The following is a 26,763-nucleotide window of genomic DNA, read 5'->3' as shown; positions in this document are numbered from 1 at the left end:
ACCCCAACAAGCAGGCCTCCCCCGATTAACGGTCGAGGGAGGCCGCCAAAACGCACGAACGGACGCTTCTCCTGACAGGGTTCCGGTCCGTCGCGCACGTTCACCTTAGCGCTCCCACCGGTAGCGCTATAGGGCGTCTGCGTCATTCCGCGCTTGGGCGTGCACGACTGACCTCAAATAGGCAATTGAGGATCAGTCATGAGCACATTGGGTCGCATTCGATCCGGGCCAGAGCGCCAGGCCCAAGGCGCGCTCCAGTCGGCAGACCGTCAGGACATCCGGCCAGGTGGCTCCCGCCAGCAGATCGCCGATGGTCTGTCTGCCGACGTTGCTCTGGGTGGCCAGTCCGCGCAGCGAGAGCTCCGGCCTCTCACGCAAGGCGGCGGCGAGGCGGCGGGCAATCGTCTGGACCACTGCCGCGGCGGGCTCCCCGGCGATCCGAGCATCCGGCCACTCCTCCGGATCGACGGCGTAGCTCCATGGCGGCGCCGTGCGCGCTCGGCCTCCGGTCATAAAGATGCGTTCCTTCAGATCGTGATCGACACTGACACCAGTGGCCGGTTAACCGGCCACCTGTCATGGGCCTTGCGCCTGGAGGTCGCTGTGTCGAATCGCCTGCTGGCCTACGCACCGAAGGCGGAGACGGTGCCGCCCGCCCAGTGGCGCCGCATCGCTCCGGTCGTCCGCTCGCTGGGATTCATGGCCGTCGCAGCGGGACCCTACGGCCCAGACGTGGTCATGACGCCGCTCGCACGGCTGGTCGCCTGGGCCGAGGCCCAGGGCCTCCCGCTCGAACCCTCGGTGATCCTTGACCAGAGCACCGTCGAACGCTTCATCCTCGTCGGCTGCCGCGACATGGCCGCCAACAGCCGCCGAACCTGCAGCAGCCAGCTGCGCCGGGCCTCCGAAGCGCTCTTGTTGGACCAGCTCGGACAGCATCCGCCGATCCGGCTGAAGGCCACCGCCGCCCCAGTGGCCCCCTACCCGCCAGCGGAAATCGCCTACTGGCTGATCTGGGCGCAGAGCCTGCCCACCCCGGCCCAACGGCGCAACGCCTGCCTGCTGTTCTGTCTCGGCGTCGGTTGCGGGCTCGCCGTTGAGGATCTTGTGTACGTTCAGGGGCGGGATATCCTCGCGGGCCCCACCGGCCGGGCACTGGTCAAGGTGCACGGGCGCCGTCCGCGCACTGTCGTATGCCGGTACGCCTACGAGGAACTGCTGCTGGCGGAAGCCGCCCACATCCCGGCAGACGCGTACGCCTTCCGGCCGGACTGGCAGGACCGCACCAGCAAGCACATCGCATCGGACTGGCTGGCCAGGTACCCACGGATCATCGGCCGTTGTGACGGTGCAGTGCTGCAGACCCAGCGGCTGCGTACGACCTGGCTCGTCGAACTGCTGAACGCAGGTATTCCGCTGAAGGTGATCCTCAAAGCATCGGGACTCGGGACCCTGCACAGCCTCTCGCGCTACCTCGTCTTCCTCCACGACGTGCCCGAAGCGGAGGCATCCGATCTGTTGCGGGGGGCGGCATGAGCAGGAAGAACCCAGAGGACAAACCCTGCCGGCGTACCGGCCTCGCCCTACGCCCTGCACCGCAGGCCCCCGGCCGTACCCTCAGCGACCGCGTTGTGAGGCAGGTCTTCGACCTCGTGCGCCACAGCGGAGTACTGGAACGCCTTCCCTCCAACGAGCACCGGCCAGGCCCGAAGGGCTTCCCGTTCCGCACAGTGCTGATCGGCCTGCTCTTGTCGCAGTACATGGGTAAGAGCGCGAACATCAACGACGCATGGGAGACGCTCTTCTTCGCCTTGTCTCCAGGGTCCAAAGCCCTCCTTGACGTCCCCGACGTCGACCTGCACATCCGCGAGGGCGCAACCCGAGAAGAAATCGACCGCATCGCGCACCACCAGTACGCGACGTCGAAGCGCGTCTACCGGTCCTGGTCCTCGATGACCCGGCGCCTCGACCCTGCACCGCACGACCGCCGCAAGCGGCTGTCTCTCAGCGAGGCCAAGGAGATCCGACGGAAGTGGAATGCCCGCGACAACCAAGACACCGTGCGAAACCTGGAGGCCATCGCCCAGGATCTGATTCTCGCTCCGGTGATGGCTTCCTACCGGCGCGGCGACTTCGCTCGGTGGCCTGGCCACATCGCGGTCGACGACACTCCGGTTCCGGTCTGGGGCAAAGAGCCGGACTACCACCAGGACCGGGCCTCGCTTGAGATCACCGCCGGGATGTACGTGAAGGGAGGAACACAGAAGAAGTCGCCCAGCGGCAAAGCTGCGGCCTCCACAAACACTGGCACCCGGCGCGGCACGGCAAACAAGCCAGTGCCGCGCAAGAGCAAGTCGGGCCAGGAGAAGAAAGCCAAGGCGTCGGAGAAGAGAGAGTTCCGCTACGCCATGATGGCCGCGTTCCCGGGCCATGGCCATGGCGACCTCGCCGGCGCCTACCCCGCGGTCTGCCTCGGCATGATCCTTCGCACCCCGGGTACCGAACCCGGCCCGGCCGCCCTGCGCGCCATCCAGCCGGCCTTCGAACGAGGCCTGGTCAAGGAACTGTTCTGCGCTGACCGGGGCATCACCCAGGCCAAGCCTCACAACCTGCACCTGCAGCTGCTCAAACTCGGCCTCAACGCGGTGAAGCACTACAACGACGACAAGGTCGACCGGCAGGGAGAGTTCCGCGGCATGCAGCTGGTCGGCGGCGAGTTCTACTGCCCGCTGATGCCCACCCCGCTCGTAACTGCGGGCGCCACATACATCGACAGCCACACGGACGAAGACCGCGCCCACGCACTCAACCTGATCCAGTCCCGGAAGGACTACCAGGCCAAGATCAAGGAATACGGGCCCGCAGGGGATCAGCGTCGACAGTGCCCCGCCCTCGGGCCGCACGCCACGGTCACCTGCTACCGCCGACCCCAGCCACGCCCGTCCACCGTCGTCGACCTCGACGCCCCCACTGTCCGTACCCCGGCAGCCCTGCCCACCATTCCCAGGCCCAAGAGGGACACCCCTGTCTACGCAGACATCTGCAGAGGGAAGAGCATCACCGTCCCGGGCACCGTCTTGGCCAAGTGGCGGCAGAAATACGCCCTGTTCACCCCTCGGTGGCAGGAAGCCTGGTCCGGACTGCGCAGTCAGAACGAGGGCGCCAACGGCAACCTGAAGAAGTCCGCCCTCGACAGCATCGACAATCCCCAGCTCCGCCTGCCGCACGGGCGCGTCGCACAGACCCTGCTCAATGCCGTCATCATCTTCGTGGCGAACCTCAGAGCCATTCGCCGGTTCCTCCGCGACCAGGGCATCCAGCCCCGCAAAGCCAGCACGCAGAGCGCCACAACCCAACCCGGTGAGCCCTCCGACCCGCCCCTGGCGCGACCGCTTCCGACCGAGCAGGTCGAGCCTCCGCCACGCGAGTGACACACCCTCGCAGCGCTCCGCCCCCTGAAAACCCCACATGCCTGCGCCACGGCTACCAGCCGTCGTGCAGGCATGTCCTGTTTCCGCAGGTGAGAGGCGCAGTACCTGGACCGCCACCGCCTCACCCCCTCATCGAGCCGATCACGAGGCTCAAGGCCCCAGAAACGACGAAATACCGGTGAGTCACATGACTCGACCGGTAATTCGTGAACGCTTCGGGACGATCTCGTGAACGTCCCAAGGAGTGTCCGAGGGGGGACTTGAACCCCCACGCCCGATAAAGGGCACTAGCACCTCAAGCTAGCGCGTCTGCCATTCCGCCACCCGGACCAGGTGTCTGCCGCCTGACGGGGGCTGTTCCCCGCGGCGACATGGACAACAATACCAAGGTTTCGGAGTGCGTTTCACCTGCGTATTCCGTGGCGCGGGCGTCGGCCCGGGGCGCCACGCGGCACCCCGGCCGACGGTCCGTACGAGTGGTGACGCAACGGTCACGGTGTGCGCGGTCAGGGGACGAGCCGGTACTCCGGGAAGTCGCACGGGCAGGCGCCCCCGGCGGGCCCTGGGTGACGGCCGCCCGGCCGCAGCCGGCGTCCTGACCGGTCCCCCGTCTCCCCCCTCTACGATCGGCTCACCGATCACCGGAGGGGGAACGCCGTATGGACACCACGCCGTCGGCCACGGCGGCCGAGGAGCCGGGGCGCCGGGTCACCACCCTGGAGCTCTTCTTCGACCTGGTCTTCGTCTTCACGCTGACCCAGCTGACCGTGCTGCTCGCGCACGACCTGACCTTCGCCACCGCCGGCCGGGTGACGCTGGTCCTCGTCGTGCTGTTCTGGATGTACGGCGCCTACGCCTACCTGACCAACCAGGTGCCGCCCGACCGCCCTTCGCGGCGGCTGCTGCTGATGCTCGGCATGGGCGCGTTCCTGGTGTGCGCGCTGGCGATCCCGCGGGTGTTCCAGGACACCGGCGTGGTCTTCGGACTGGGTTTCCTGGGTGCCGTGGTGGTGCACACGGCGCTGTACACCCGCAGCCACGGCTGGGACTCGCTGTGGTACGGCGTCACCAACGCGCTGGCCGCCCTGGCGGTGACCGCTGCCGGCCTGGTCGACGGGCTTGCGGCGGACGGGCTGTGGCTGCTCGCGATCGTCCTGCAGGTGGTGACGCCGGTCGTGGCCGAGCACGGACCGGGCCGCAGGGACGGGCGGAGCCCGGCGACGCTGCGGACGCAGCTGGGCGCCCTGGACCCGGCCCACTTCGTGGAACGGCACGGGCTGCTGCTGATCATCGCGTTCGGCGAGTCCGTGATCTCCATCGGGGTCGGCATCGGCGATCTGCCGCTCACCCCCGGCCTGTTCGCCGGCGCGTTCCTGGCGCTGGCGCTGGCGGTCGCACTGTGGTGGACGTACTTCGTGCGGGACGAGGAGGCGGCCGAGGCCGCGTTCCGGGCGACACCGCCGCGGGCACGCTGGCGCCTGGCGATGAACGCCTACTACTACGCCTTCCTGCCGATGCTGCTGGGCATCGCCTTCCTCGCGGCGGGCATCAAGACGACCCTCGGTCGTCTCGCCGAACACCCCGGTCCGGGCCCCGCGTTGACGCTGGCGGGCGGGGTGGCGCTGTTCCTGGCTGGGGACGTGGCGTTCCGGTTGGCCCTGGCGCTGCGCCCGGTCCGCCACCGGGCAGTCGCCGCCCTGCTCGCCCTGGCCACGGCCGCACCCGCGCTGCGCCTGCCCGCCTACGGGGAGCTGCTGCTCCTGGTGGCGGTGCTGGTGGGGATGCTGACGGCGGAGGCGCGGGCGTGCGTCACGGCACCGCCGCAGGCCGAACCGTCCCCGACCTGGGCGCCGGGCCTGAAGGATCGGGCCTGAGGGATCGAGCCTGAGGGTTGGGCCGGGGGGTCGGGCCGGGCCTGCGGGGCTGGGCCCCGGGGGCGGGCCTGCGGGGCCGAGCCCCGGGGGCGGGCCTGCGGGGCCGAGCCCCGGGGGCGGGCCTGCGGGGCCGAGCCCGGGGGGTTCGGCCCTGAGGAATCGGGCCTGAGGAATCGGGCCTGCGGGATCGTGCCGGGCCCGCCGCCGTCAGGACGCCTTGCGGTGGTGGTAGGAGTGGCGGGTGTGCTCGGTGTGCTCGCGCATCAGCCGGGTGGCCAGCTGCTCGTCGTGGTCACTGATCGCCTGCACCAGCTCCGCGTGCTCGGTCCAGGAGGTGCCGCCCCGCAGACGTGCCACGGGCGTGTAGTACCAGCGGACCCTGCGGTCCACCTGGGCGGCGAGTTCGGCGAGGACCGCGTTGCCGGCCAGCTCCATGACCTTGGCGTGGAAGGCGGCGTTCAGCGCGACGGCTCGGGTGACGTCGTCGGCGGCCACGGCAAGCCGGCCCTGCTCCACGATGTCGTAGAGCGCGTCGACACCCTCCTGGCCTGTGTGCAGGGCCGCCAGCCGGGCCGCCTCCGCCTCCAGCAGGGTGCGCACCGTGAGCAGCTGGTCGGCCTCCTCCTCGGTCGGCTCGTGCACGAACGCCCCCTGCGCGGGCCGCAGATCGACCCAGCCCTCCGTGTCGAGCCGCTGCAGCGCCTCGCGCACCGGCTGCCGGGAGACGCCGAGGTGCCCGGCGAGTTCGCTCTCGACCAGGTGCTGGCCCGGCTGCAACGCGCGGGTGGTGATGAGTTCGAGGAGCGCCTCGTAGACGCGTTCGCGCAGCGGTCCGGGGCGTTCCAGCTTCGGCACCGCCCCCTGCGGCAGTCCGGTCGACAACATCACGGTCCCCCTCCTGGACAGATGTGGCGCGTGGACGCCGGACACTGCCAGTTTCGATTGTCTAGAGTCTACGGTGCACAGAATCCACGCTGCCGGTCCGCAGGATCCGGCCTGAGGTATGCAGAATGCAGGCTACTGTCCACAAGATCCGGTCAGCCGGATCCGCTGAACAGCCTCAGGGGCACCGTACGACCTGCCCGGCGTACGACAGGTTGCCGCCGAACCCGAAGAGCAGCACCGCATCGCCGCCGGAGAGCGCTCCCTGCTCCAGAAGCTTGGAGAAGGCGAGCGGGATGCTCGCTGCGGAGGTGTTGCCGGATCGGGTGACATCGCGGGCGACCACGGCGTTGACGGCGCCGAGCTTCTGCGCCAGCGGCTCGATGATGCGCAGGTTGGCCTGGTGCAGGACGACCCCGGCGAGTTCCTCGGGGGCCACGCCGGCCTTCTCGCAGGCGCGGCGGGCGATGGCCGGCAGCTGGGTGGTGGCCCAGCGGTAGACGCTCTGCCCCTCCTGCGCGAACCGCGGCGGTGTGCCCTCGATCCGCACGGCGTGCCCCATCTCCGGCACCGACCCCCACAGCACCGGACCGATCCCCGGCTCCTGGCCCGGCGGGCAGGCCTCCACCACGGCGGCCCCGGCGGCGTCGCCGACCAGGACGCAGGTGGAGCGGTCGGTCCAGTCGGTGACGTCGGACATCTTGTCCGCACCGATGACCAGGGCCCGGGTGGCCGCTCCGGCACGGACGGTGTGGTCGGCGGTGGCCAGCGCGTGGGTGAACCCGGCGCAGACCACGTTGACGTCCATGGCGGCCGGCTGCGGGATCCCGAGCCGGGCCGCGACGCGGGCGGCGGTGTTCGGGGAACGGTCGATCGCGGTGGAGGTGGCGACGAGTACCAGGTCGATGTCCGCGGGTGCCAGGCCCGCGGCGGCGAGGGCCTTGGCGGCGGCGTGCGCGGCCAGTTCGTCGACCGGTTCGTCGGGTCCGGCGATGTGCCGGGTCTGGATGCCGACCCGGCTGCGGATCCACTCGTCGCTCGTGTCGACCAGGTCCGCCAGATCCTCGTTGGTGAGCACTCTGGCGGGCTGGTAGTGGCCGATTGCGGCGATGCGCGAGCCGTTCATGTCGGGGTCCCCCTTGTGGCCGTGGGTAGCGGATCCATCAGTCTGATCAGTGACTCGCGGGTACGGCGGCAGGTGAAGCCACAGGAATCGGGTGCCGGGATTGTCGGCTCCGGTCAGCCGGCGGGGGGCGATGCGGTGCGAGCCCATACCGCCGGTCGACCGCATACTGTAGACAATATTTCGTCGACGAGATTCAGCCGACCGTCTTCCGGCCGGTCCGCGCCACCGGCTCCTGCGACCTCTTTCTCCGCCCCCCACGACTCCTCCTCCACCTCCGCGGTACTTCCGCGGTATCCCCCAGACGAACGGAGCTGCAGCGCAGGACGGAGCGCGGCATGCGGGCGGCGGGTACCTGGGACGAGCGGCGGGTACCTGGGACGAGTCGAAGCAGTCGGGGACGACCACGGTGTGCGCGTGCCGCGGAGTGGGCTGCAACCTCACGCTCCATGTGCAGGACAATGAGTTCGTGAAGGTCACCTCGCCGCACGACAGCCCGGTGACCCACGGCACCTCTGCATCAAGGGCCGTTTCGGCTGCCAGCACGTACAGAACCGGGGCTGATCAAGACATGGGACGAGTCACGGAACGCCGCAAGGTCCTGCGCATCCGGGACGGGGCGGTCTCCACCCGGCCGGACACGCTCGTCGCCGAGGAACCTCTCGAGATCCGGCTGAACGGCAAGCCTCTCGCGATCACCATGCGCACACCGGGCGACGACTTCGCGCTGGCGGCGGGTTTCCTGGTGAGCGAGGGCGTCCTGGCCGCCGCACCCGATCTGCAGAACATCGTCTACTGCGCGGGGGCGACGGTGGACGGTTCCAACACCTACAACGTGGTCGACGTGAGGACCGCGCCGGACGTCAGCCTGCCGGACTTCACCTTGGAGCGGAACGTCTACACGTCCTCCTCCTGCGGTCTGTGCGGCAAGGCCAGCCTGGACGCCGTCCGTACGACCACGCGCTGGCCGATCGCCGACACGCCCCCGCTCCGGGTCACGCCCGAACTGCTCGCAAGCCTTCCGGACCGGCTGCGGGCGGCCCAGCGGGTGTTCGACCGGACCGGGGGCCTGCATGCGGCGGCCCTGTTCTCCGAGGACGGGGAGCTGCTGGACATACGGGAGGACGTGGGCCGCCACAACGCGGTGGACAAGCTGGTGGGCAGGGCGCTGCAGAGCGGCGGCCTGCCGCTGTCGCGGACGATCCTGCTCGTCTCCGGCCGGGCCTCGTTCGAGCTGGCGCAGAAGGCGGTGATGGCCGGGATCCCGGTGCTGGCGGCGGTGTCGGCGCCGTCGTCCCTGGCCGTGGACCTGGCGGCGGAGACCGGTCTGACCCTGGTGGGTTTCCTGCGGGGCGGTTCGATGAACGTGTACGCGGGCGAGGACCGCATCGCCCTGCGGGAGTCGGCCGCCCAGGGCTGACCGGCGCGCCGCGGCGCGGCGGCGGGGTCCGGGACGGCGGCCCGGCCGGCGGGCAAGCGCCCCCTGCGCCGCGAGGCCCGCCTCAGCCGGCGAACCGTACCTCCTTCGCCGCCACCACCGCCCCCAGCCGCGGGAAGTCCAGCCGGACGGACGCCTCGTGCTCGGCCGCAGTGAGCGCGGCCATGGCGTCCTCGGCGAAGACGAGGTCGTAGCCGAGGTCGGCGGCGGCGCGGGCGGTGGACTCCACACCGAGGTTGGTGGCGATGCCGCCGAACACCAGGGTGGTGACGCCGCGTTCGCGCAGCCGCTCGTCCAGGCCGGTGCCGTGGAAGCCGCCGAGGGTGCGCTTGACGACCTCGAGGTCCCCGCCGTGGAGGAGGCCCGGCACCAGTCCGCTGCCGGGTGGTTGTTCGGGGACCGAGGGCCGCTCGACCCGCACGAGCACGACCGGCGCCCCGGCGGCACGGAAGGCGGACGCCAACTCTTCGGCACGGGAGAGGACTTCGGTGCCGTTGCGGGGTTCCAGTGGCAGCGCGACGACGCGTTCCATCAGGTCGACGAGGATCAGGGCGGTGCGCTGCGGGTCGAGCACGGGAGCTGCGGTCATGACGGAACGTTAGCCGCCGTCAGCCGTCCGTGCCGGAAATCCGGATCAACAGGCCCATGAACTGATCGCGTTCGACGGCCGTGAGCGGGGCGAGCAGTTCGTCGTTGGCCGCGCGGGCCGCCTTCTCGCAGCGGGTGAGGAGGCGGGTGCCGTCGTCGGTGAGGGAGACCGCGTTCTTGCGCCGGTCCCGGGGGTCGGGGGCGCGGACGACGAGGCCGGCGGCCTGCAGGTCGTTGAGGATGCCGACCACGTCCTTGGGGTCGAGGCTCACGCTGCGGCCGAGGTCGGCCTGGGCGACCGGGGCGAGGTCGCGGACGGCGGAGAGGACCACGTGGTGCCACATCTTCAGCCCCTCGGCGGCGAGGGCCTCGGCCACCAGGGCGCGGCCTCGTGCGGCGGCCCGGCCGAGGAGCCAGCTGGGCAGGGTGCGGATCGCGGGCAGGGGTGCTTCGGCCATGCCGTCAGCCTAACCAAGAATCGTTGGACTTGCCCACGACCTTCTCCTATCGTTGGGGCTCCCAACGAATTCGTCGGGGATCCCTATGACTGATGCCGGGGTGTGGTCCCGGCCTGGAGGTTGCGATGCGTCGCGTCCGGTACGAGTCCACCGGTGGTCCACTGTTCGTGGAGGAAGCGCCGGTCCCCGAGCCCGGTCCGGGCGAACTGCTGGTGCGCTGCGCCGCGATCGGGGTCACTCTGCCCGTCGTCCGCAAGGTCACCGAGGCCGCCGAGCCGATCGCGCTGGGCGGCGAACTCGCAGGCGAGGTCGTCGCGGTGGGTGAGGGGGTGAACCGGTTCCGGGCCGGCGACCTGGTGACCGGGATGTGCTTCGGGCACGGGTACGCCGACTTCGCCGTACTGCACGAGGCCATGACCTCCCCCGTGCCGGACGGCGCCGATGCCGTCGACGCGGTCGCGCTGGTGCGCAGCGGGCTGGTCGCGTACGGCGCCCTGGAGGCGGCCAGGCTCGCGCCGGGCGAGTCGGCGCTCGTCACGGCGGCGGCGAGCGGTGTCGGGCATCTCGCGGTGCAGCTGGCCCGGGCGCGGGGTGCGGGGCGGGTGGTGGGGGCGGTGTCGGACCCGGCGAAGGCGGACTTCGTCCGTTCCCTGGGCGCGGTCGACTGCATACAGTACGGCGACGACAGCTGGGGAGATCCCGTCGACTGTGTACTGGATGCCGTCGGCGGTGATCTGCTCACCCCCGCCGTCTCCGCCCTCGCCCCGCACGGCCGGCTCGTCGCCTACAGCTCGGGCGGCGGCACGATCCAGGCGTACGACCTGCTGGTGGGCGCCAAGTCGGTGATCGGTTTCCAGATGGCGCTGATCGCCCGCGGCCGGCCGGAGCTCTACGAGCAGTGGCGGCAGGAACTGTGGCAGCTGTTCGCCGAGGGCGCCGTGAAGCCCGCCGTGCACGGGGAGTTCGCACTGGAGGACGCGGCGCGGGCGCACACGGTGATCGAAAGGCGGGCCAACCTCGGCAAGGTCGTCCTGCGCCCGTAAGTGTCTGCACGGTCCTTGTGGGGCGCCGATGGTCCAACTACCGTCGATGAGGCGCACGTTGGACGTGGGATGTCCGGATGTCCAGATGTCCGGCCGACGAAGGGCAGGTCATTACCGTGCCGTCAGGTCTTCGCGCCCGTCTCAGATCCGCACTCACCGCCGCGGCCCTCCTCGGGGCCGCACTGATCACCCCATTCGCCCCCGCCCATCCGGCACACGCCCAACCGGCGGCGGACTCCACCGAGTTCGAGCAGCAGGTCCTCTTCAAGGCCGCCCAGGACCCCGGCTACGCCTGCTTCCGTATACCGGCCGTCGTACGCACCACCGACGGCACACTGCTGGCGTTCGCCGAGGGCCGGGTCCTCAACTGCGGGGACGCCGCCGACATCGACATCGTGCTCAAGCGCTCCACCGACGGCGGCCGCACCTGGGGCCCGTTGCAGGTGGTCAACGAGGGCGACGGCGACACCCACGGCAACCCGGCACCGGTCGTGGACCGCGCCACCGGCCGGATCTGGCTGGCCGAGACGTACAACACGGGCCGCACCGACAGCGCCAGTTGCTCGGTCCCCTGCGACCGCACCCCGCATCTGCAGTACAGCGACGACGACGGTACGACCTGGTCCGAGCCGCGCGACCTGAGCCCGGAGATCCTGCCCGCCGACTGGAACTCCTGGTACGCGACCGGTCCGGTGCACGGGATCCAGCTCACCCGTGGCCGGTACGCGGGGCGGCTGGTCTTCGGCGTCAACACCGAGACATGGGACGGCAGCCGGATCACCGCCAACCACGCGGCGCTCATCGTCAGCGACGACCACGGCGGTCACTGGCGGATCGGCGCCACCGACACCTGGCCCATCGCCGCCGACGGCACCTTCCGGCAGAAGCCCTCCGAACTCACCCTCGCCGAGCGGACCGACGGCTCGGTGCTGGTGAGCGGCCGGGAGCAGGACGGCACCGATCTCGGTCACCGCACCCAGGCCGTCAGCCGTGACGGCGGGAGCAGTTTCACCGCGCCCTTCCACGACCTGCCCGACCTGTACGCGCCGATGGTGCAGGGTTCGCTGCTGCGTCTCGGCGACCGCCTGCTGCTGGCCTGCCCGGGCGACCCCGACCGGCGGCGCACGATGATGATCCGGTCCTCCTACGACGGGGGCCGCACCTGGGGCAGCGTGGACCGGGGCACGATCGTCACCACGGACTGGTCCGGCTACTCCGACCTGGTCCGCGTCGACTGGGACACGGTCGGCCTGATGTACGAGGGCGGCGCGGTGGACGCCCGCGACGAGATCCGGTTCGCCCGCTTCACCGAGGACTGGCTCGCCCCGCGCCGCGGCCCCGATCCGGTCACCGCGGACCTGGCCCCGCACGCCCGTCCGGCCGCGGTGCTGGGCGGCGCGCGGCAGACGGACGGCGTCTTCGGCGGGGCGCTGGAGTTCGACGGCACGGACGACGCCGTACGCCTGCCGTACCGCGGCGAGCTGCCCCTCGGGACGAAGGACTTCACGGCGTCCCTCTGGTTCCGGTACAGCGCCACCACCGGGGAGCAGCCGTTGCTGTGGATGGGCGGCATCGGCACCAGCCAGCCGCAGGTGTGGGTGCGTGCCGAGCCGGCGAACAAACGGATACAGGGGCTGATCACCGTACGCAACGGGGCGGCGGTCCCGCAGACCGCATACGTTCGTACGGATACTGCATACAACGACGGCCAGTGGCATCACCTGGTGCTGCGCCGCGGCGACGGCCGGCTGTCGTTGTCCGTCGACGGTATGCAGTCGTCCGTCGCCGACATACAGGGTTCCGTCAGCCGCAACTCCCCCTTCGGTGTCCACATCGGTCAGCGCATGGACAGCCGGGCCTTCTTCACCGGCGCCCTCGACGAGGTGCATGTGTGGGACCGGGCGCTGAGCGACGCGGAGGTGGCGGACCCGAAGGCGCTGCGGTCACCGCAGGACACGGTTCTGTGGCTGCCCCTGGACCGGGTGCGCGGCTGACTCCCCGGGGCTGCCCGCCATCTCCTCGAGATCGTGGGAGCGGCGCTTGGCGATGACCGCGCACACCATGAGCTGCATCTGGTGGAAGAGCATCAGCGGCAGCACGGCGAGGGAGGCGTGGGCGCCGAACAGGACGCTCGCCATGGGCAGCCCGGAGGCGAGGGACTTCTTCGACCCGGCGAACTGGATGGCGATCCGGTCCTCCCGGCCGAAGCCGAGCGCCCTGCCTCCGTACCAGGTCAGCAGAAGCATCACGGCGAGCAGGACAGCCTCGACGGCGAGCAGCCCGGCGAGCCGTACGGGGCTGACCCGGTGCCAGATGCCCTGGTTCATGCCCTCGCTGAAGGCGGTGTAGACGACCAGCAGGATCGAGCCGCGGTCGACCAGACCGAGGACCTTCTTGTGCCGGGCGACGAAGCCGCCGATCCAGCGCCGCAGCACCTGCCCGGCGAGGAAGGGCACGAGCAATTGGAGCACGATCTTCACCAGGGAGTCTGCGGAGAATCCGCCCCCGCTGCCGCCCAGCAGTCCGGCCGCGAGCAGCGGGGTGACGACGATGCCGACCAGGGAGGAGAAGGAGCCCGCGCAGATCGCTGCAGGCACGTTTCCGCGGGCGATCGAGGTGAACGCGATGGACGACTGGATCGTGGACGGCACCAGCGTCAGGAACAGCAGGCCCTGGTAGAGCGGCTGGGTCAGCAGCACCGGCACCAGCCCGCGCGCGGCCAGCCCGAACACCGGGAACAGGACGAAGGTGCAGGCCAGCACGGTGACGTGGAGCCGCCAGTGGCGCAGGCCCTCCAGCGCCTCCCGGGTGGAGAGGCGGGCGCCGTAGAGGAAGAAGAGGAAGGCGATCGCGGCCGTGGAGGCACCCGAGGCGACATCGGCGGCGGTGCCCTGGGCCGGGAGCAGCGCTGCGAGGCCCACCGTCCCGAGCAGCAGGACGATGTACGGGTCGATCGGCATCCAACTCGGCCAGCGCAGGCGTTTCACGATGCTCCGTTTGCTGTGCGTGTGTCTGTGCGTGCGGGTCTGCAGGTCTGCGGGGTCAGGTCCTGTGGGGTCTCCCGCAAGAGCCTTGCTCACCGGCCCCGCAGGGCCCCTCTCCATCGTCCCCCTCCGCCCCCCGATCGGGAATCCCGCACACCACTCTGACTGCTATCACATCTCGCGATAACTGGCACTAGGCTGACAGCCGTGTACGACCCGACACAGTTGCGCACCTTCCTCGCGGTGGCCCAGACGCTCAGTTTCACGCAGGCGGCCCGGCGGCTCGGGCTGCGCCAGTCCACGGTGAGCCAGCATGTGCGCCGTCTGGAGGACACGGCCGGCCGGCAGCTGTTCTCGCGGGACACCCACTCGGTGGAGCTGACCGAGGACGGCGAGGCGATGCTGGGCTTCGCCCGCCGGATCCTGGAGGTGCACGAGCAGGCGTCGGCGTTCTTCACCGGTACGCGCGTGCGCGGACGGCTGCGGTTCGGCGCCTCGGAGGACTTCGTCCTCACCCGGCTGCCCGAGATCCTGGAGGGCTTCCGCTACGACCATCCGGAGGTCGATCTGGAGCTTACGGTGGAGCTGTCCGGCACCCTGCACGAGCAGCTGGCCGCCGGGAAGCTCGACCTGGTGCTGGCCAAGCGGCGCCCGGAGGATCCGCGGGGCGCGCTGGTCTGGCGCGACGACCTGGTGTGGATCGGCGCGGAGCGGCTGCGCCTGGACGCCGACCGGCCCGTGCCGCTGATCGTGTATCCGCCGCCCGGTATCACCCGGGCGCGCGCGCTGGAGGCGCTGGAGAGCGAGGGCCGTGACTGGCGGATCGTGTGCACGAGCGGCAGCCTCAACGGGCTGATCGCGGCGGCCCGCGCGGGTCTCGGCGTGATGGCCCACGCGCGCCGGCTGATTCCGCCCGGCCTGTTCCGGCTCCCGGACCGTTCCGGCCTGCCCGAACTGGGCAAGGTCGACTTCGTCCTCGTCCACGGCCGCCGCCGCGGCGCGGCCGAGGGAGCCGCGAACGCGCTGGCGGCGGCGATCCTGGCGGGCGGGGAGCGGCTGCAGCGACGCGGCGGCTGAAGGGCGACCAGGACAAGGCCGTCGGCGGGGCACCGGACGGTCAGCCGTTCGATCGGGGGCAGGAACCGCCCCGGTCTCCCCCGCTTCCCCGGCCCCGCGCCGCGGACCGCGTTCGCCACGGGCGCGAACGCGGCACGGGCGTCAGGACCAGGGCGGCCGCGACCGTCCCGACCAGGCCCGCGAGGACCGGCGTGGCACCGGCGTGGCACCGGCGTGGCACCGGCCGGGTCGCGCCGGACAAGGCGCTCCGGCCGATCGAGAAGGAGGCGGTGCCGGCTCCGGCCGCACGGTCCGCCGTCGCCGCGCGGGCCCGAGGACAGGACCCCGGAGAAGCGCTGCGGGCAGGCTTTCCGATGCGTGATCGAGGGGTCCCGGGCGGTAATCGGCCCGTACAGATTCGGTGGAGATTACGGCCCCGAAACTTACTGACCCGTCAGTATTGTGTCCGGCCCTTCCCCATGTGCGGGCATTTTCCGGTCACGGCCCGTGGGAAACGTGAGGTTTGCTCGGTTTCCTACCCCCTCCCGCCCGGTGACGGCGTGGGGTAGCTTTCACCGCGCTGTGCCGAGCATCACGGGCGTGACCATGCAGCGAGGATCCGGGAGCGAGGTTTTGCGCGAGTTCACCAACCCGCCGTTGGCGTCGGGGCCGCCGGTGGGCGGTCTGGCCGACTCCGTCTTCGAGCATGCCCGGACGGACCCCACGCACATCGCCCTCGGCCGCAAGGACACCTCCGGGCAGTGGCGGGACGTGACCGCCGCCGAGTTCCGCGACGAGGTCCTGGCCCTCGCCAAGGGCCTGCTCGCCCAGGGCGTCCGCTTCGGCGACCGCGTCGCGATCATGTCCCGCACCCGCTACGAGTGGACGCTCTTCGACTTCGCACTGTGGACGATCGGCGCCCAGGTGGTGCCCGTCTACCCCACGTCCTCGGCGGAACAGTGCTTCTGGATGCTGTACGACGCCGAGGTGACGGCCGCCGTCGTGGAGCACGAGGACCATGCGATGACCATCGCCACGGTCATCGACCGCCTGCCGCAGCTGCGCCGGCTGTGGCAGCTGGACGCGGGCTGTGTGCAGGAGCTGTACGACGCCGGGGCGCACCTGGACGACGAGGTGGTGCACCGGCACCGGCAGGCCGTCACGCCGGACTCGGTCGCCACGATCATCTACACCTCGGGCACCACGGGCCGCCCGAAGGGCTGTGTCCTCTCGCACGCGAACTTCATGTACGAGGCGGACACGATGATCCAGCGGTGGCAGCCGGTGTTCCACACCAAGAAGGACGACGAGGCGTCCACGCTGCTGTTCCTGCCGCTGGCCCATGTCTTCGGGCGGATGGTGGAGGTCGCCGCGATCCGCGGCCGGGTGCGCTTCGGGCACCAGCCCCAGCTGCACGCCGCCGCCCTGCTGCCCGACCTGGCCGCGTTCAGGCCGACGTTCATCCTGGCGGTGCCGTACATCTTCGAGAAGGTGTTCAACGCCGCGCGCCGGAAGGCGGAGAAGGAGGGCAGGTCGGGGCCGTTCGAGAAGGCGGTCGACATCGCGGTGAAGTACGCGGAGGCCGTGGAGGCGAAGGCCTGGGGCATCGGGCCGGGCCCGTCGGCGGGACTGCGCATGCAGCACCAGCTCTTCGACAAGCTCGTGTATGCGAAAGTCCGCGCCGCGATGGGCGGTCGTATACGGAATGCGATGTCCGGCGGTTCGGGGATGGACCGCCGGCTGGGGCTGTTCTTCGCGGGCGCGGGCGTGCAGATCTACGAGGGGTACGGCCTGACCGAGTCGACGGCCGCGGCGACCGCCAACCCGCCCGAGCGCACTCGCTACGGCACCGTCGGCCAGGCCATCCCGGGCGTCACCGTGCACATCGCGGACGACGGGGAGATCTGGCTGCACGGCGGCAACGTCTTCCAGGGCTATCTCAACAACCCGAAGGCCACCGACGAGACCCTGCACGACGGCTGGCTGGCCACGGGCGACCTCGGAGCGCTGGACGCGGACGGCTATCTGACCATCACCGGCCGCAAGAAGGAGATCCTGGTGACCTCCGGCGGCAAGAGCGTCTCCCCCGGCGTGCTGGAGGAGCGGGTGCGTGAGCATCCCCTGGTCAACCAGTGCATCGTCGTCGGCAACGACCGCCCCTACATCGCCGCGCTCGTCACCCTCGACCTGGAGGCCGTCGAGCACTGGCTGCAGATGCGCGGCAAGCCGAGGATGACCCCGGTCCAGCTGGTGCGCGACCCGGACCTGGAGACGGAGGTGCGGCGCGCGGTGGTGGCCGCCAACACCCTCGTCTCCCAGGCCGAGTCGATCCGCACCTTCCGCATCCTCGCGCAGCCCTTCACCGAGGAACACGGGCTGCTGACCCCGTCGTTGAAGCTGAAACGCAAGGCGATCGAGAAGGCGTACGACAACGAGGTCGAGGCCCTCTACCGGAGCTGAGGCGCGACCGACTCACCGGTCGGTCGGTTCGGATCGCGCGATCAGGAATGCACGGCTGCGCGTGATCGTTGACGATGGGAGTACCACCTGTCCACAACCGAAGGATCAAGAAGCTCGTGAGCAGCAAGGTCCCCCCGATCATCCTCAACAACGGCGTCGAGATGCCCCAGCTGGGCTACGGCGTCTGGCAGGTACCGGACGACGAGGCCGAGCAGGCCGTCGCCACGGCGCTGGAGGCCGGGTACCGCAGCATCGACACAGCGGCGATCTACGGCAACGAAGAGGGCACCGGCAAGGCGATCGCGGCCTCCGGCCTGCCCCGCGAGGACATCTTCGTCACCACCAAGCTCTGGAACAGCGACCAGGGGTACGACGCCACGCTGCGTGCCTTCGAGGCGTCCCTCCAGAAGCTGCGGCTCGACTACGTCGACCTGTATCTGATCCACTGGCCGCTGCCCTCCCGGGACCGGTACGTGGACACCTACAAGGCGTTCGAGAAGCTGTACGCCGACGGCCGCGTCCGTGCCATCGGGGTCTCCAACTTCCTCCCCGAGCACCTGCAGCGGCTGATCTCCGAGACCTCCGTCATCCCGGCGGTCAACCAGATCGAGCTGCACCCGCACCTGCAGCAGCACGCCGCACGCGAACTGCACGCCGAGCAGGGCATCGCGACCGAGGCCTGGTCGCCGCTCGGCCAGGGCAAGGGCCTGCTGGAGGTCCCGGCGATCGTCGCCATCGCGCAGAAGCACGGCCGCACCCCGGCCCAGGTCGTGCTGCGCTGGCACCTCCAGCTCGGCAACGTCGTGATCCCGAAGTCCGTGACGCCGTCCCGGATCGAGGAGAACATCGCGGTGTTCGACTTCCGCCTGGACGACGAGGACCTCGCCGCGATCAGCGCGCTCAACGAGGACCGGCGCCTGGGTCCCGACCCGGCCACCTTCGACATGGCCTGACACCCGTCAGGCCCGGGCCGGCTCCCGGCCCGCACCCGCCCCGCGGCCGTCCCTCCCGCCCGAGCGGCGGGGGCGGGAGGCCGTACGGCGTGCGGCCGGGCCGGGAGCCGTTCGGCCCCCGAAGGGGCGGAACCCCTCGGCCGGCACCCGCCCCCGGTGGGAGGCGGAACCCCTCGGCCGGCACCCGCTCCCGGTGGGAGGCGGAAACCCTCCGCCGGCACCCGCCCCCGGTGGGAGGCGGAAACCCTCCGCCGGTCCGTCGGCCCAGGCGGCAGACCGTCGGTCGCCGACGGACGGGACCCGGGGGCCGTGGACCGGAGCCCCCGCCGGTGAGCCGTGCGCCGGAGCCGAGACGAGGCGCCGTGCACCGGAGCCGCGGCAAGGCGCCGTGCACCGGAGCCGCGGCAAGGCGCCGTGCACCGGAGCCGCGGCAAGGCGCCGTGCGCCGGGCCCGCGGCGAGGGGCCGTCAGTCGGCACGTACATCGGCGTGCAGGACCTCGAACTCCTCCAGGCCGATCACCGTCACGTGCGCCTTGGCCGCGCCCTCGCGCCGGACCGTCGCCTGAGCCGCCCGGGACGCGGCGAGCGAGCGGCGGTCGGTGAACAGGACACCGGTCATGCCGCGGCCGCGCTCACGGTCCAGGAACAGGGCCGTCCCGGCGAAACCGGGCAGCATCTCCAGCCGGGGCAGCACACCGGCGTGGAAGGTCTCGGCAGCCAGGTCCGTGTCCGCCGGTGCGAACTCGATCCTGGTGACCCGCAGCCCGCCGCCGGTGACGGGGCGGTGCCCGGGGTGGAAGACGGCGACCTCGTAGTTCTCGACCGCCGTGGTTCCCGCGAAGGGCTGCAGCAGTGCCGGCCGCCGTTCGCGCATCACCTCGTCGCTGTTGTGCCGTGCCTCCTCCGACTCCCACCAGCTCACCGTGAGGAGCTTGCCGAGCTCGCGGTCGACGAACACGCCCGCGCCCCGGTAGCCGGGCCGTTCCTCGAGCAGATCGTGCCCTTCGGTGTTCAGGGCCCGGACGGCCGTACTCAGGTGCGCCGGATCACCGGTCGCGTACACCGCACGTACGAACATGCGCCTCGCCTCCGGATATCCGCAATATCCGCTTCGTACAGTCTTGCCGCGGACGCAAATCACCGCAATCCGCACGGGTTTCGGAAGTTCACCACCGGAGGGTTGACGGGGACATGCAAACGACGCCACCTTGTACGGCACCCGGTAAGGAAAGTTTCCTAACAGAAGGGTCCCCCACAGTGCGTCTTCGAACACTGACCCTCGCCGCGGCCTCCGGGGCCGCCCTGCTCGGCGCCGGACTCCTGCCCGTGCACGCCTCCGCCGCGCCGTCCCCCAGGTCCGCCCAGGAGGGCACGGTCAGCGCGGCCGACCTGCTCGCCAAGGTGACGTCCTGTTCGCAGATCTCCAACGGCAAGTACAAGACCGACGACGAGACCTCGGCCACGGTCCCGGTGTGCGGCAAGAACGGCGCGGTCTTCTGGAAGGCCGACATGGACATCGACTGCGACGGCCAGCGCACCACCAACTGCAACGAGGACCGCGACCCCTGGTACCAGGACGACACCGCCTTCCACCAGTCCGACGGCAAGCCGCTGAAGGCCGAGTCGCTCCCCTACGTCGTCGTGCCCAGCTCCAGCAGCATCTGGAACTACTCGGGCGCCGGCATCAAGGGCGGCGGTGTGGTAGCCGTCATCTACAACAACAAGGTGGAGTACGCCGTCGTCGGCGACACCGGCCCCACGAAGATCATCGGCGAGGCGTCGTACGCCACCGCCAAGGCGCTCGGCATCGACCCCGATCCGGCCACCGGCGGCGCCGACTCGGGCGTGACCTACATCCTGTTCAAGAACTCCAAGGTCTCCCCCATCGAGAGCCACAGCGCGGCGGTCTCCCTCGGGAACCAGCTGGCCCAGCAGTTCCTGCAGAACAACTGAATGGAAAAGTGCGTCAGTTGGGCTGACCGAGCGGGCGTACCACCACGGTGTTGACGTCGACCCCGGCCGGCTGCCGGATCGCCCAGACGACCGAGTCGGCGATCTGATCGGCGGTCAGGAGGTGTCCCGGGGGAAGGCTGCCGTTGCCGTCCCAGAACGGGGTCTCCACCCGGCCGGGGGCGACCAGGGTCACTCCGATCCCGGAGTCGGTGACCTGGCGCCGGGTGTTCTCGGCGAGACCGGTGACCGCCCACTTGGTGGCACCGTAGAGGTTCCCAGGGGTGTTCACGAACCCGGCGACGCTGCCGATGAGGACGATCCGGCCGCGGGTCGCCTTCAGCGCCTCGACGGCGGCCCGGATGAGCAGGGCAGGGCCGAGGACGTTGGTGAGCACCATCTCGGTCCAGCCCGACGGGTCGCCGTCGGCGACGGAGTCGTGCGTGGCGAAGCCGGCGTTGGCGACGACCGTATCCAGTCGACCGTATGCCTTGAGCGTGCGGTCGACTGCATCCTGTACATCGTCGAATGCCGACGCGTGACCGGCGACCGTCTGCAGCCCGTCCGGACGGCCGAGCCCGTCGGCGAAGTCCCGCAGGCGCTGTTCGGTGCGGCCGGTGACGGTGACCCGGTACCCGGCGTCGAGCAACCGCCGCGCTACGGCGGCCCCGATACCGGTGGCGCCGCCGGTGATGAGTGCGACCGGAGAGTCGTTCACGATTTCCCCCAGTGTGTCGATGGCCCCCGGAGTCCATCACCTGGAGCGCTCTCGAAGTCAAGTGCCGTCGCAGGTACGGCGGTACGGCATCGACGGCGGACAGCGGTGCCGCTCGGCGGGACCGGCACCGCCGTCCGCGCGGGAGCGGACGGCGGCGGACCGCTCCGGAGCCGAGGCCCGGGCGCGGCCCTCCCGGCCCTGCGCGGGTCACACCGGCCGTACCGCCCGGTGCACCGTGTGGGCCGCCAGGACGAAGACGTCCGCGCGCTGGTGGAGGCTGCGGGGGTCGGTGGGGTCGAGGAGCCGGTCGAGGGTGGCGCAGTCCTCGGCGTCCAGGGCGTCGGCGTGGACGTCGCGGGCTCGGGTCAGGGCGTCGACGACGAAGGCGCGGGCCGGGTCCGGGAGGGGGGCGGGCACGTCGAGCAGGAAGCTGCGGCTGCCGGTGTGCTTCAGACCCGCCGCGGCCAGCAGGGCCGGCCAGTCCTCGGTCTCGGCGACGGCTCCCGGCAGTTCGGCGCGCATCCGGGCGAACCGCTCCTCCTGGGCCGCGTCGAGGCGGGCCTGCAGGCCGGGGCGGCCGAAACCGACGTCGCGAGGCAGATAGCGGGACGGCAGGCCGCCCTCCAGGACCGCCAGGGTGCCACCGGGGGCGAGCCGGCCGCCGAACGCGGCGAGGGCGGCCTTCTGGTCGCCGAGGTGGTGCAGGCTGCGGCTGGCCCACAGCAGGTCCGCCGGGTGGTCCAACTCGTCCAGTGCCTCGGGGAGTTCTCCGGCGAGGGTGTCGAGGCGGGCGGCGACGCCCTGACGGGCGGCCCGGGCGCGGGCGCGTTCGAGCAGCGGCTCGGAGCCGTCGACGGCGACCACCCGGGCGCCGGGGAACGTCTCCGCGAGCAGGCAGGAGATCACCCCGGGCCCGCTGCCCGCGTCGACGACCAGTCCGGGCTCGGTGACCTCCGTGCCCAGCCAGGCCAGCGCCCGCGCGTACGCCGGGGTGAACAGCTCCGCCTCCGCCTCCAGCATCGTCGCCATGGCGGCCCAGTCGAAGTCGTCACCGTGACGGTGGCCGTGCTGGTGGCCGTGGGGGCGGCCGTGCCCGTGCTGCGGGTCGGGGGTGTGGTGGTCGGATGCCATCGCGTCAGCCTCTCGCTCGATCTGCGGTCAGCTTGCGGCGACGCGCGCGCAGCCGGCCAATCCTGTTGCCGGTCCCGCAAAAAAACCGGGTGTGCCACACCTGCGGTGCCGCGACGATGGCGCCTGGGCGGGGGCGAGGAGCTGGTGGACCGTTTCCTCGACGACGGTTTCCTGGTGCACGCCGCCCAGCCGCGCCGGGGCATGCGGCCCCGCTTCATGGCGCGGCCGCCGTCGTACCCGGCGGTGCCGTACGAGCGGGAGCGGGCCGGACGGGGGCGATCGCACATGCGGTCCAAGCCCTTGCCCTCGTCGTCGGCGAGGGCGGAGCCGGCACCGTCCGACTCCCCCGGAGGCTTGACCCACACGTAGGCCTCGACACCGGCCGCCGGGGCCGCGGCCGGCCGCGACGAGCTTGTCGCGCGGTGCCTGATCGAGGCCCACCTCGTGGGCGGCGCCGCGCCCGTGTTCATATCGGTCTACGTCGTGCCGTGTTCCTGGCCGGTCGCCGGTCTGCGGAACGCGCGGATCCCGAACACGGGGTCCGGGCGGGGGCGGTCCTGGTCCGGGAGGCGGGAGAGGCGTGCGGCGAACTCCTCCGTGCGGGGCTCGCCCGGTGGCAGCTGGGTGAACCAGCCGCGCCGCAGGTCGGCGATGGTGGTGCGGGGGCTGCGGCCCTGGTCGACGCCCCGGAAGGAGGTGTGGCCGGCGGGCCGGAGCCCGTGCCGGACGGCGTGCGCGGTGACCGTGCCGGCGGCGTCCGGGGCGGGGCGGCGGGGACGGGCGGCGAGGACGGCGTCGATGTCGCTGCCGGCGTCGTGCGCGGCGGCCTTGTCGACGGTGGTGACGTACACCCCGCCGGGCCGCAGGACACGGGCGCACTCGGCGACGATCGCGCGGACGTCCTCGGGATCGTCCAGCAGGTGCAGCAGCCAGATGCTGGTGACCGCGTCGAAGGTGCCGTCGGCGAACGGCAGGCGGCGGCTGTCGGCGCGGACGATCGCACCCGGCAGGCGGGCCCCCGCCATGCGGACCATGGCGGGGGTGAGGTCCGCTCCCGTCACCCGCAGCCCGGGGCGGTTGGCGGCGAGCCGCCGGGTGACGATGCCGGTGCCGCAGGCGACGTCGAGGAGACGGCCCGGACGCTGCGGGATCAGGCCGAGGACCGCCTCGCTGGCCGCTGCGGCCCGGGCTTCACCGCCCCTCGAGGCGTCGTAGGCGTCGGCTTCCTTGTCGTAGTCGAGCACGCCTCTCAGTGTGCGCCGTGACCTGGGGCGATGTCCTCCACCCTGCGGGCGAGGGAGAAGTCGTTCTCGGTGACGACGCCGCCCGCGCTGTGCGTGTTCACGCTGAGCGAGACGGTGTTGTAGCCGAGGGTGAGGTCGGAGTGGTGGTTCAGCTCGTCCTGGATGCCGGCGATGTGCACGACCAGCGCCGCCGCCGCGAAGTGCGAGCCGAGCCGGTAGGAGCGGGTGAGCCGGTCTCCGTCCACCGACCAGCCGGGCAGTTCGGCCAGCCGGTCCTCGATCTCCTTCTGCGACAGCGGTTCGACGGCCATGGCCGGTCTCCCTTCAGGAGGGCGGAAAGGTCGGTTCGTCCGGGGGCGGATCGTCGGACACAGGCTCTCAGGTCGTCGGATACAGGTTCAGCCTGCCACGTCACGCGCGTGCGTACTCCGCCGCGAGGTCGTCGGCGAGGGCGGCGATCCGGGCCCGGCCCTCCACGCGTGCCACCCAGGGGTGCGGCAGGCCGACGTCACCGTGCACCGCGCCGAGCAGATTGCCGCAGATCGAGCCGGTGGAGTCGCTGTCGCCCGAGTGGTTGACGGACAGCAGCAGCGCCTGCTCGACGCGCGGCTCGGCGAGCGCGCCGTAGACGCCGATGGCGAGAGCCTCCTCGGCGACCCAGCCGGCGCCGAGGGACTCGGCCTTCTCGGCGGTCGGCGCGCCCTCGGCCGCCAGGTCCAGCGCCTCGCGCAGGGCGGCGGTGGTCTCCTCGTGGCCGGGATGCCGCTCCAGCAGCCGCAGGGTGCGCAGGACCGCGCCCTCCAGGGAGTCCCCGGCGACCAGGTGCGCCACGATCGCGGCGAACGCGCCGGCCGCGTAGTAGCCGGTGGGGTGGCCGTGGGTGATCTGGGCGCCGCGGGCGGCCATGGCGAAGGCCGTCCCGGCGGGGTGGACCAGGCCGAAGGGGGCCGAGCGCATGACGGCGCCGCAGCCCTTGGAGTCGGGGTTGACCTCGCCGGGCCTGCCGTCGAGCGGGAGTGCGGGGTCCGGGTGGTACATCCGGGCGGCGCCGGACAGGCAGGCGTTGCCGGGGGCGCGGCGGGCGTACAGCCAGGGCTCGGTGACCAGCCCGCCGGGCGCGGCGGGTCCGGGCTGCGGCGGGACGGGATGCTGGGGAACCGGATGCTGCGAGCCCGGATGCTGCGGGCCCGGATGCTGCGGGACCGATTGCTGCGCGGGCGGTTGCTGCGGACCCGGCCTCGACTGGGTCTCCAGCCAGCGCTCGTACGCCTGGCGCAGCAGCAGGGACCAGCCGTCCGCGGTGCCCTGCTCACGTTCGCGTTCGCGTGCCAGGATCAGGGCCTCGGCGGTGAACAGGGTCATCTGTGTGTCGTCACTGACCAGGCCGACCGCGCCGTGGGCGCCGGGCACGAGACCGGTCACCCCGCGCGCGCCGTGGGAGGCGCGGATCCGGTCCAGGGAGGAGAACTCCACGGGATAGCCCAGGGCGTCCCCGAGCGCGCCGCCGAGCAGGCAGCCGCGGACCCTGGCCCGGTACGCCACCGTGGCCTCCCAAGCGGGCTTCCTCCATGGCTCGTTCATGCGCGACTCCTCGACTACGGTCTTCCGTATGACCATTGTCGCCTCCGGCCCCTCCGTGTCCGCCACCGCCTCCGGTGCCGCCACCGCGTCCGACAAGGGCGTCGGCCCGCTGCTGCGCGGCTGGCGGGAGCGGCGCCGGATCTCCCAGCTGGAGCTGGCGCTGCGTGCCGACTCCTCCGCCCGGCACATCAGTTTCATCGAGACCGGCCGGTCCCGGCCGAGCGAGGAGATGCTGCTGCGCCTCGCCGAGCACCTGGAGGTGCCGGTGCGGGAGCGCAACGCCCTGCTGCTGGCGGCCGGTTACGCCCCGTACTATCCGGAGACCCCGCTGGACGACCCGGCGCTGGACGCGCTGCGCGACGGCATGGAACGCCTCATCCGGGGCTACGAGCCCTACCCGGCGCTGGTGGTCGACGCCACGTACACGGTGGTCGCCGCGAACCGGGGCATCGCCATGCTGCTGGAGGGGGTGCCGCAACAGCTGATGGAACCGGCCCCGAACGCGATGCGGCTGACCCTGCACCCGGAGGGGCTGGCGCCGCGCATCCGGAACCTGCGGGAGTGGCGCGGTCATCTGCTGGAGCAGATGCAGCGGCAACTCGCCCTGCACCGCTCGGACCGGCTCCGCGCCCTGTACGAGGAGGTGTCGGCCTATCCGGTGCCGCGGGACGCACCGGGTGCCGAACCGGCCGAGCCGGTACCGTACTTCGCGCTGCCGCTGCTCATTGAGCACGACGGGCGGCTGCTGTCGTTCGTGTCGTCGATCTCCACGTTCAACACGCCGATGGACGTCACGGTCGCCGAGCTGGCCATCGAGACGTTCCTGCCCGCGGACGCGGCGACCACCAAGTACCTGCACATGGTGGCCGGTTGACCTCGCCCCGCGGATAAGGCTTGTCTCGACCGCGTGTGCGGGACGGCACGGCGTGACAGACTGCCCGCGTGCATCGGCGCGTAGGGGAGGGCGTGGCGTGAGCGAGCGGCGGGCCGCGCCCACCGTGGGCCAGGTGGTGCTCGGCAAACGGCTGCAGGAGCTGCGCGAGGCGGCGGGCCTGAGCCGGGAGGAGGCCGCCCGGGTGCTCCGGGTGGCGTCGGCGACCGTACGGCGGATGGAGATGGCCGAGGTCGCGCTGAAGATCCCGTACGTGCAGGTGCTGCTCTCCACCTACGGGGTGCCCGAGGAGGAGGCGTCCGCGTTCGTGCGGCTGGCCGAGGAGGCGAACGAGCCGGGCTGGTGGCAGCGGTTCCACGACGTGCTCCCCGACTGGTTCAGTCTGTACGTCAGCCTGGAGGGCGCCGCCCGCATCATCCGCTCCTACGAGCCGCACTTCGTCCCCGGCCTGCTGCAGACCGAGGCGTACGCGCGCGCGGTGATGGAGGCCGGGACGATCGGGCAGACCCGGCCGGAGACCGTCGAACGCCATGTGTCGCTGCGCATGGAACGGCAGCGGCTGCTGGAACGGGACGATCCGCCCCACCTGTGGGTGATCATGGACGAGACGGTGCTCGTGCGCCCGGTGAGCATGCGGCCCGAGGTGATGCGGGACCAGCTGGACCGGCTGCTGGAATACGCCCAGCGGGACCGGGTCACCCTGCAGCTGGCCGAGTTCGCGGCGGGCCCGCACCCGGGGACGTACGCGCCGTTCACCCTGTTCCGGTTCGCCGAGCCGGAGCTGCCGGACATGGTGTTCACCGAGTATCTGACCGGCGCGCTCTACCTGGACTCGCGCCGGGAGGTCGCGGCCCATCTGGAGGTGCTGGACCACATGACGGCCCGCGCGGCCTCGGCCCAGCGCACGCGGAAGGTCCTGCGGGAGTACCGCGAGAACTTGTGAACACGGCCGCGTG

At 71.5% G+C, this 26,763-nt stretch carries 24 protein-coding genes, 1 tRNA gene and 2 pseudogenes; 13 read left to right on the top strand and 14 right to left on the bottom strand.

What is annotated here, in order from left to right:
• Positions 1 to 192 precede the first annotated feature (192 nt).
• On the bottom strand, positions 193 to 513 hold the full coding sequence (locus ACIHEJ_RS10625; RefSeq protein ID WP_400133922.1) for a helix-turn-helix domain-containing protein: 321 nt from the start codon (positions 511 to 513) through the stop codon (positions 193 to 195).
• 21 nt (positions 514 to 534) lie between these two features.
• On the opposite strand from ACIHEJ_RS10625, the gene ACIHEJ_RS10620 reads away from it, so the two are divergent.
• Both ACIHEJ_RS10620 and ACIHEJ_RS10615 read left to right on the top strand, forming a co-directional pair.
• Complete coding sequence (locus ACIHEJ_RS10620) at positions 535 to 1,536, top strand: hypothetical protein (RefSeq protein ID WP_400133920.1); 1,002 nt, start codon at positions 535 to 537, stop codon at positions 1,534 to 1,536.
• Entirely contained in the window at positions 1,533 to 3,431 is a 1,899-nt protein-coding gene (locus ACIHEJ_RS10615; protein WP_400133919.1) for a hypothetical protein, read from the top strand. Before ACIHEJ_RS10620 ends, ACIHEJ_RS10615 begins: the two co-directional genes overlap by 4 nt.
• A 245-nt stretch (positions 3,432 to 3,676) precedes the next feature.
• Here the strand turns inward: ACIHEJ_RS10615 and ACIHEJ_RS10610 are convergent.
• Positions 3,677 to 3,761, bottom strand: a tRNA-Leu gene (locus ACIHEJ_RS10610).
• Between the two features lie 329 nt (positions 3,762 to 4,090).
• Between ACIHEJ_RS10610 and ACIHEJ_RS10605 the strand changes: the two genes are divergently transcribed.
• Positions 4,091 to 5,305, top strand: coding sequence for a low temperature requirement protein A (locus ACIHEJ_RS10605; RefSeq protein ID WP_400133917.1), 1,215 nt, complete (start codon positions 4,091 to 4,093; stop codon positions 5,303 to 5,305).
• Between the two features lie 207 nt (positions 5,306 to 5,512).
• Here the strand turns inward: ACIHEJ_RS10605 and ACIHEJ_RS10600 are convergent, their stop codons facing one another.
• Both ACIHEJ_RS10600 and ACIHEJ_RS10595 read right to left on the bottom strand, forming a co-directional pair.
• Positions 5,513 to 6,190, bottom strand: a complete 678-nt coding sequence (locus tag ACIHEJ_RS10600) for a GntR family transcriptional regulator (protein ID WP_400133915.1) — start codon at positions 6,188 to 6,190, stop codon at positions 5,513 to 5,515.
• Positions 6,191 to 6,365: 175 nt separating this feature from the next.
• Complete coding sequence (locus ACIHEJ_RS10595) at positions 6,366 to 7,313, bottom strand: beta-ketoacyl-ACP synthase III (RefSeq protein ID WP_400133912.1); 948 nt, start codon at positions 7,311 to 7,313, stop codon at positions 6,366 to 6,368.
• 406 nt (positions 7,314 to 7,719) lie between these two features.
• On the opposite strand from ACIHEJ_RS10595, the pseudogene ACIHEJ_RS10590 reads away from it, so the two are divergent.
• Positions 7,720 to 7,770 (top strand): annotated as a pseudogene (locus tag ACIHEJ_RS10590) (hypothetical protein); the annotation flags it as partial.
• Between the two features lie 111 nt (positions 7,771 to 7,881).
• Positions 7,882 to 8,730: a formate dehydrogenase accessory sulfurtransferase FdhD gene (gene fdhD, locus ACIHEJ_RS10585; RefSeq protein WP_400134036.1), complete on the top strand. Its 849-nt coding sequence runs from the start codon at positions 7,882 to 7,884 to the stop codon at positions 8,728 to 8,730.
• An 82-nt stretch (positions 8,731 to 8,812) separates the two neighbouring features.
• Here the strand turns inward: fdhD and ACIHEJ_RS10580 are convergent, their stop codons facing one another.
• Positions 8,813 to 9,337 (bottom strand): isochorismatase family protein, encoded by a 525-nt coding sequence (locus tag ACIHEJ_RS10580; protein ID WP_400133910.1) that lies wholly within the window; start codon positions 9,335 to 9,337, stop codon positions 8,813 to 8,815.
• Positions 9,338 to 9,356: 19 nt separating this feature from the next.
• Positions 9,357 to 9,794, bottom strand: coding sequence for a MarR family winged helix-turn-helix transcriptional regulator (locus ACIHEJ_RS10575; RefSeq protein WP_400133908.1), 438 nt, complete (start codon positions 9,792 to 9,794; stop codon positions 9,357 to 9,359).
• A gap of 125 nt (positions 9,795 to 9,919) precedes the next feature.
• Between ACIHEJ_RS10575 and ACIHEJ_RS10570 the strand changes: the two genes are divergently transcribed.
• Both ACIHEJ_RS10570 and ACIHEJ_RS10565 read left to right on the top strand, forming a co-directional pair.
• Positions 9,920 to 10,837: a zinc-binding alcohol dehydrogenase family protein gene (locus ACIHEJ_RS10570; RefSeq protein ID WP_400133906.1), complete on the top strand. Its 918-nt coding sequence runs from the start codon at positions 9,920 to 9,922 to the stop codon at positions 10,835 to 10,837.
• Between the two features lie 116 nt (positions 10,838 to 10,953).
• Positions 10,954 to 12,831 (top strand): exo-alpha-sialidase, encoded by a 1,878-nt coding sequence (locus ACIHEJ_RS10565; RefSeq protein WP_400133904.1) that lies wholly within the window; start codon positions 10,954 to 10,956, stop codon positions 12,829 to 12,831.
• Here ACIHEJ_RS10565 and ACIHEJ_RS10560 read toward each other — a convergent pair.
• Positions 12,781 to 13,797, bottom strand: a complete 1,017-nt coding sequence (locus tag ACIHEJ_RS10560; protein WP_400134035.1) for a bile acid:sodium symporter family protein — start codon at positions 13,795 to 13,797, stop codon at positions 12,781 to 12,783. The genes ACIHEJ_RS10565 and ACIHEJ_RS10560 overlap by 51 nt on opposite strands.
• A gap of 231 nt (positions 13,798 to 14,028) precedes the next feature.
• Here ACIHEJ_RS10560 and ACIHEJ_RS10555 point away from each other — a divergent pair, with 231 nt between their 5' ends.
• The 3 genes from ACIHEJ_RS10555 to ACIHEJ_RS10545 all read left to right on the top strand — a co-directional run bounded on the left by ACIHEJ_RS10555 (position 14,029) and on the right by ACIHEJ_RS10545 (position 18,290).
• A complete protein-coding gene (locus ACIHEJ_RS10555) occupies positions 14,029 to 14,898 on the top strand; it encodes a LysR substrate-binding domain-containing protein (protein ID WP_400133902.1) in 870 nt (289 codons plus the stop codon).
• Between the two features lie 612 nt (positions 14,899 to 15,510).
• On the top strand, positions 15,511 to 17,337 hold the full coding sequence (locus ACIHEJ_RS10550) for an AMP-dependent synthetase/ligase (RefSeq protein WP_400134033.1): 1,827 nt from the start codon (positions 15,511 to 15,513) through the stop codon (positions 17,335 to 17,337).
• Between the two features lie 116 nt (positions 17,338 to 17,453).
• Positions 17,454 to 18,290, top strand: coding sequence for an aldo/keto reductase (locus tag ACIHEJ_RS10545; protein WP_400133900.1), 837 nt, complete (start codon positions 17,454 to 17,456; stop codon positions 18,288 to 18,290).
• A 467-nt stretch (positions 18,291 to 18,757) separates the two neighbouring features.
• Here the strand turns inward: ACIHEJ_RS10545 and ACIHEJ_RS10540 are convergent, their stop codons facing one another.
• Positions 18,758 to 19,369, bottom strand: coding sequence for a hypothetical protein (locus tag ACIHEJ_RS10540; protein ID WP_400133898.1), 612 nt, complete (start codon positions 19,367 to 19,369; stop codon positions 18,758 to 18,760).
• A 179-nt stretch (positions 19,370 to 19,548) separates the two neighbouring features.
• Between ACIHEJ_RS10540 and ACIHEJ_RS10535 the strand changes: the two genes are divergently transcribed.
• Positions 19,549 to 20,244 (top strand): glycoside hydrolase family 75 protein, encoded by a 696-nt coding sequence (locus ACIHEJ_RS10535; protein WP_400133896.1) that lies wholly within the window; start codon positions 19,549 to 19,551, stop codon positions 20,242 to 20,244.
• A 13-nt stretch (positions 20,245 to 20,257) separates the two neighbouring features.
• On the opposite strand, the gene ACIHEJ_RS10530 is transcribed toward ACIHEJ_RS10535, so the two are convergent.
• From ACIHEJ_RS10530 to ACIHEJ_RS10505, 6 genes and pseudogenes are all read right to left on the bottom strand, one after another.
• On the bottom strand, positions 20,258 to 20,959 hold the full coding sequence (locus tag ACIHEJ_RS10530; protein ID WP_400133894.1) for an SDR family oxidoreductase: 702 nt from the start codon (positions 20,957 to 20,959) through the stop codon (positions 20,258 to 20,260).
• Positions 20,960 to 21,166: 207 nt separating this feature from the next.
• Complete coding sequence (locus ACIHEJ_RS10525) at positions 21,167 to 22,090, bottom strand: class I SAM-dependent methyltransferase (RefSeq protein WP_400133892.1); 924 nt, start codon at positions 22,088 to 22,090, stop codon at positions 21,167 to 21,169.
• A 278-nt stretch (positions 22,091 to 22,368) separates the two neighbouring features.
• A pseudogene (locus tag ACIHEJ_RS10520) lies at positions 22,369 to 22,494 on the bottom strand (glycoside hydrolase family 6 protein); the annotation flags it as partial.
• A gap of 72 nt (positions 22,495 to 22,566) precedes the next feature.
• Positions 22,567 to 23,334 carry a class I SAM-dependent methyltransferase gene (locus ACIHEJ_RS10515; protein WP_400133890.1) on the bottom strand — a complete coding sequence of 256 codons (768 nt, stop codon included), beginning with the start codon at positions 23,332 to 23,334 and terminating at the stop codon, positions 22,567 to 22,569.
• A gap of 5 nt (positions 23,335 to 23,339) precedes the next feature.
• Positions 23,340 to 23,645 (bottom strand): 4a-hydroxytetrahydrobiopterin dehydratase, encoded by a 306-nt coding sequence (locus ACIHEJ_RS10510; protein ID WP_400133888.1) that lies wholly within the window; start codon positions 23,643 to 23,645, stop codon positions 23,340 to 23,342.
• 100 nt (positions 23,646 to 23,745) lie between these two features.
• The gene (locus tag ACIHEJ_RS10505) at positions 23,746 to 24,915 is read right to left on the bottom strand and encodes an ADP-ribosylglycohydrolase family protein (protein ID WP_400133886.1); all 1,170 of its coding nucleotides are present in this window, start codon (positions 24,913 to 24,915) and stop codon (positions 23,746 to 23,748) included.
• A gap of 28 nt (positions 24,916 to 24,943) precedes the next feature.
• On the opposite strand from ACIHEJ_RS10505, the gene ACIHEJ_RS10500 reads away from it, so the two are divergent.
• Both ACIHEJ_RS10500 and ACIHEJ_RS10495 read left to right on the top strand, forming a co-directional pair.
• Positions 24,944 to 25,789 (top strand): helix-turn-helix domain-containing protein, encoded by an 846-nt coding sequence (locus tag ACIHEJ_RS10500; protein ID WP_400133884.1) that lies wholly within the window; start codon positions 24,944 to 24,946, stop codon positions 25,787 to 25,789.
• A 97-nt stretch (positions 25,790 to 25,886) separates the two neighbouring features.
• Positions 25,887 to 26,750 (top strand): helix-turn-helix domain-containing protein, encoded by an 864-nt coding sequence (locus ACIHEJ_RS10495; RefSeq protein ID WP_400133882.1) that lies wholly within the window; start codon positions 25,887 to 25,889, stop codon positions 26,748 to 26,750.
• Positions 26,751 to 26,763 lie beyond the last annotated feature (13 nt).

The sequence above is a fragment of the Streptomyces sp. NPDC052301 genome, assembly GCF_044593395.1.
GTDB lineage: Bacteria > Actinomycetota > Actinomycetes > Streptomycetales > Streptomycetaceae > Streptomyces.
This window is presented reverse-complemented; position numbering and strand designations above follow the sequence as displayed.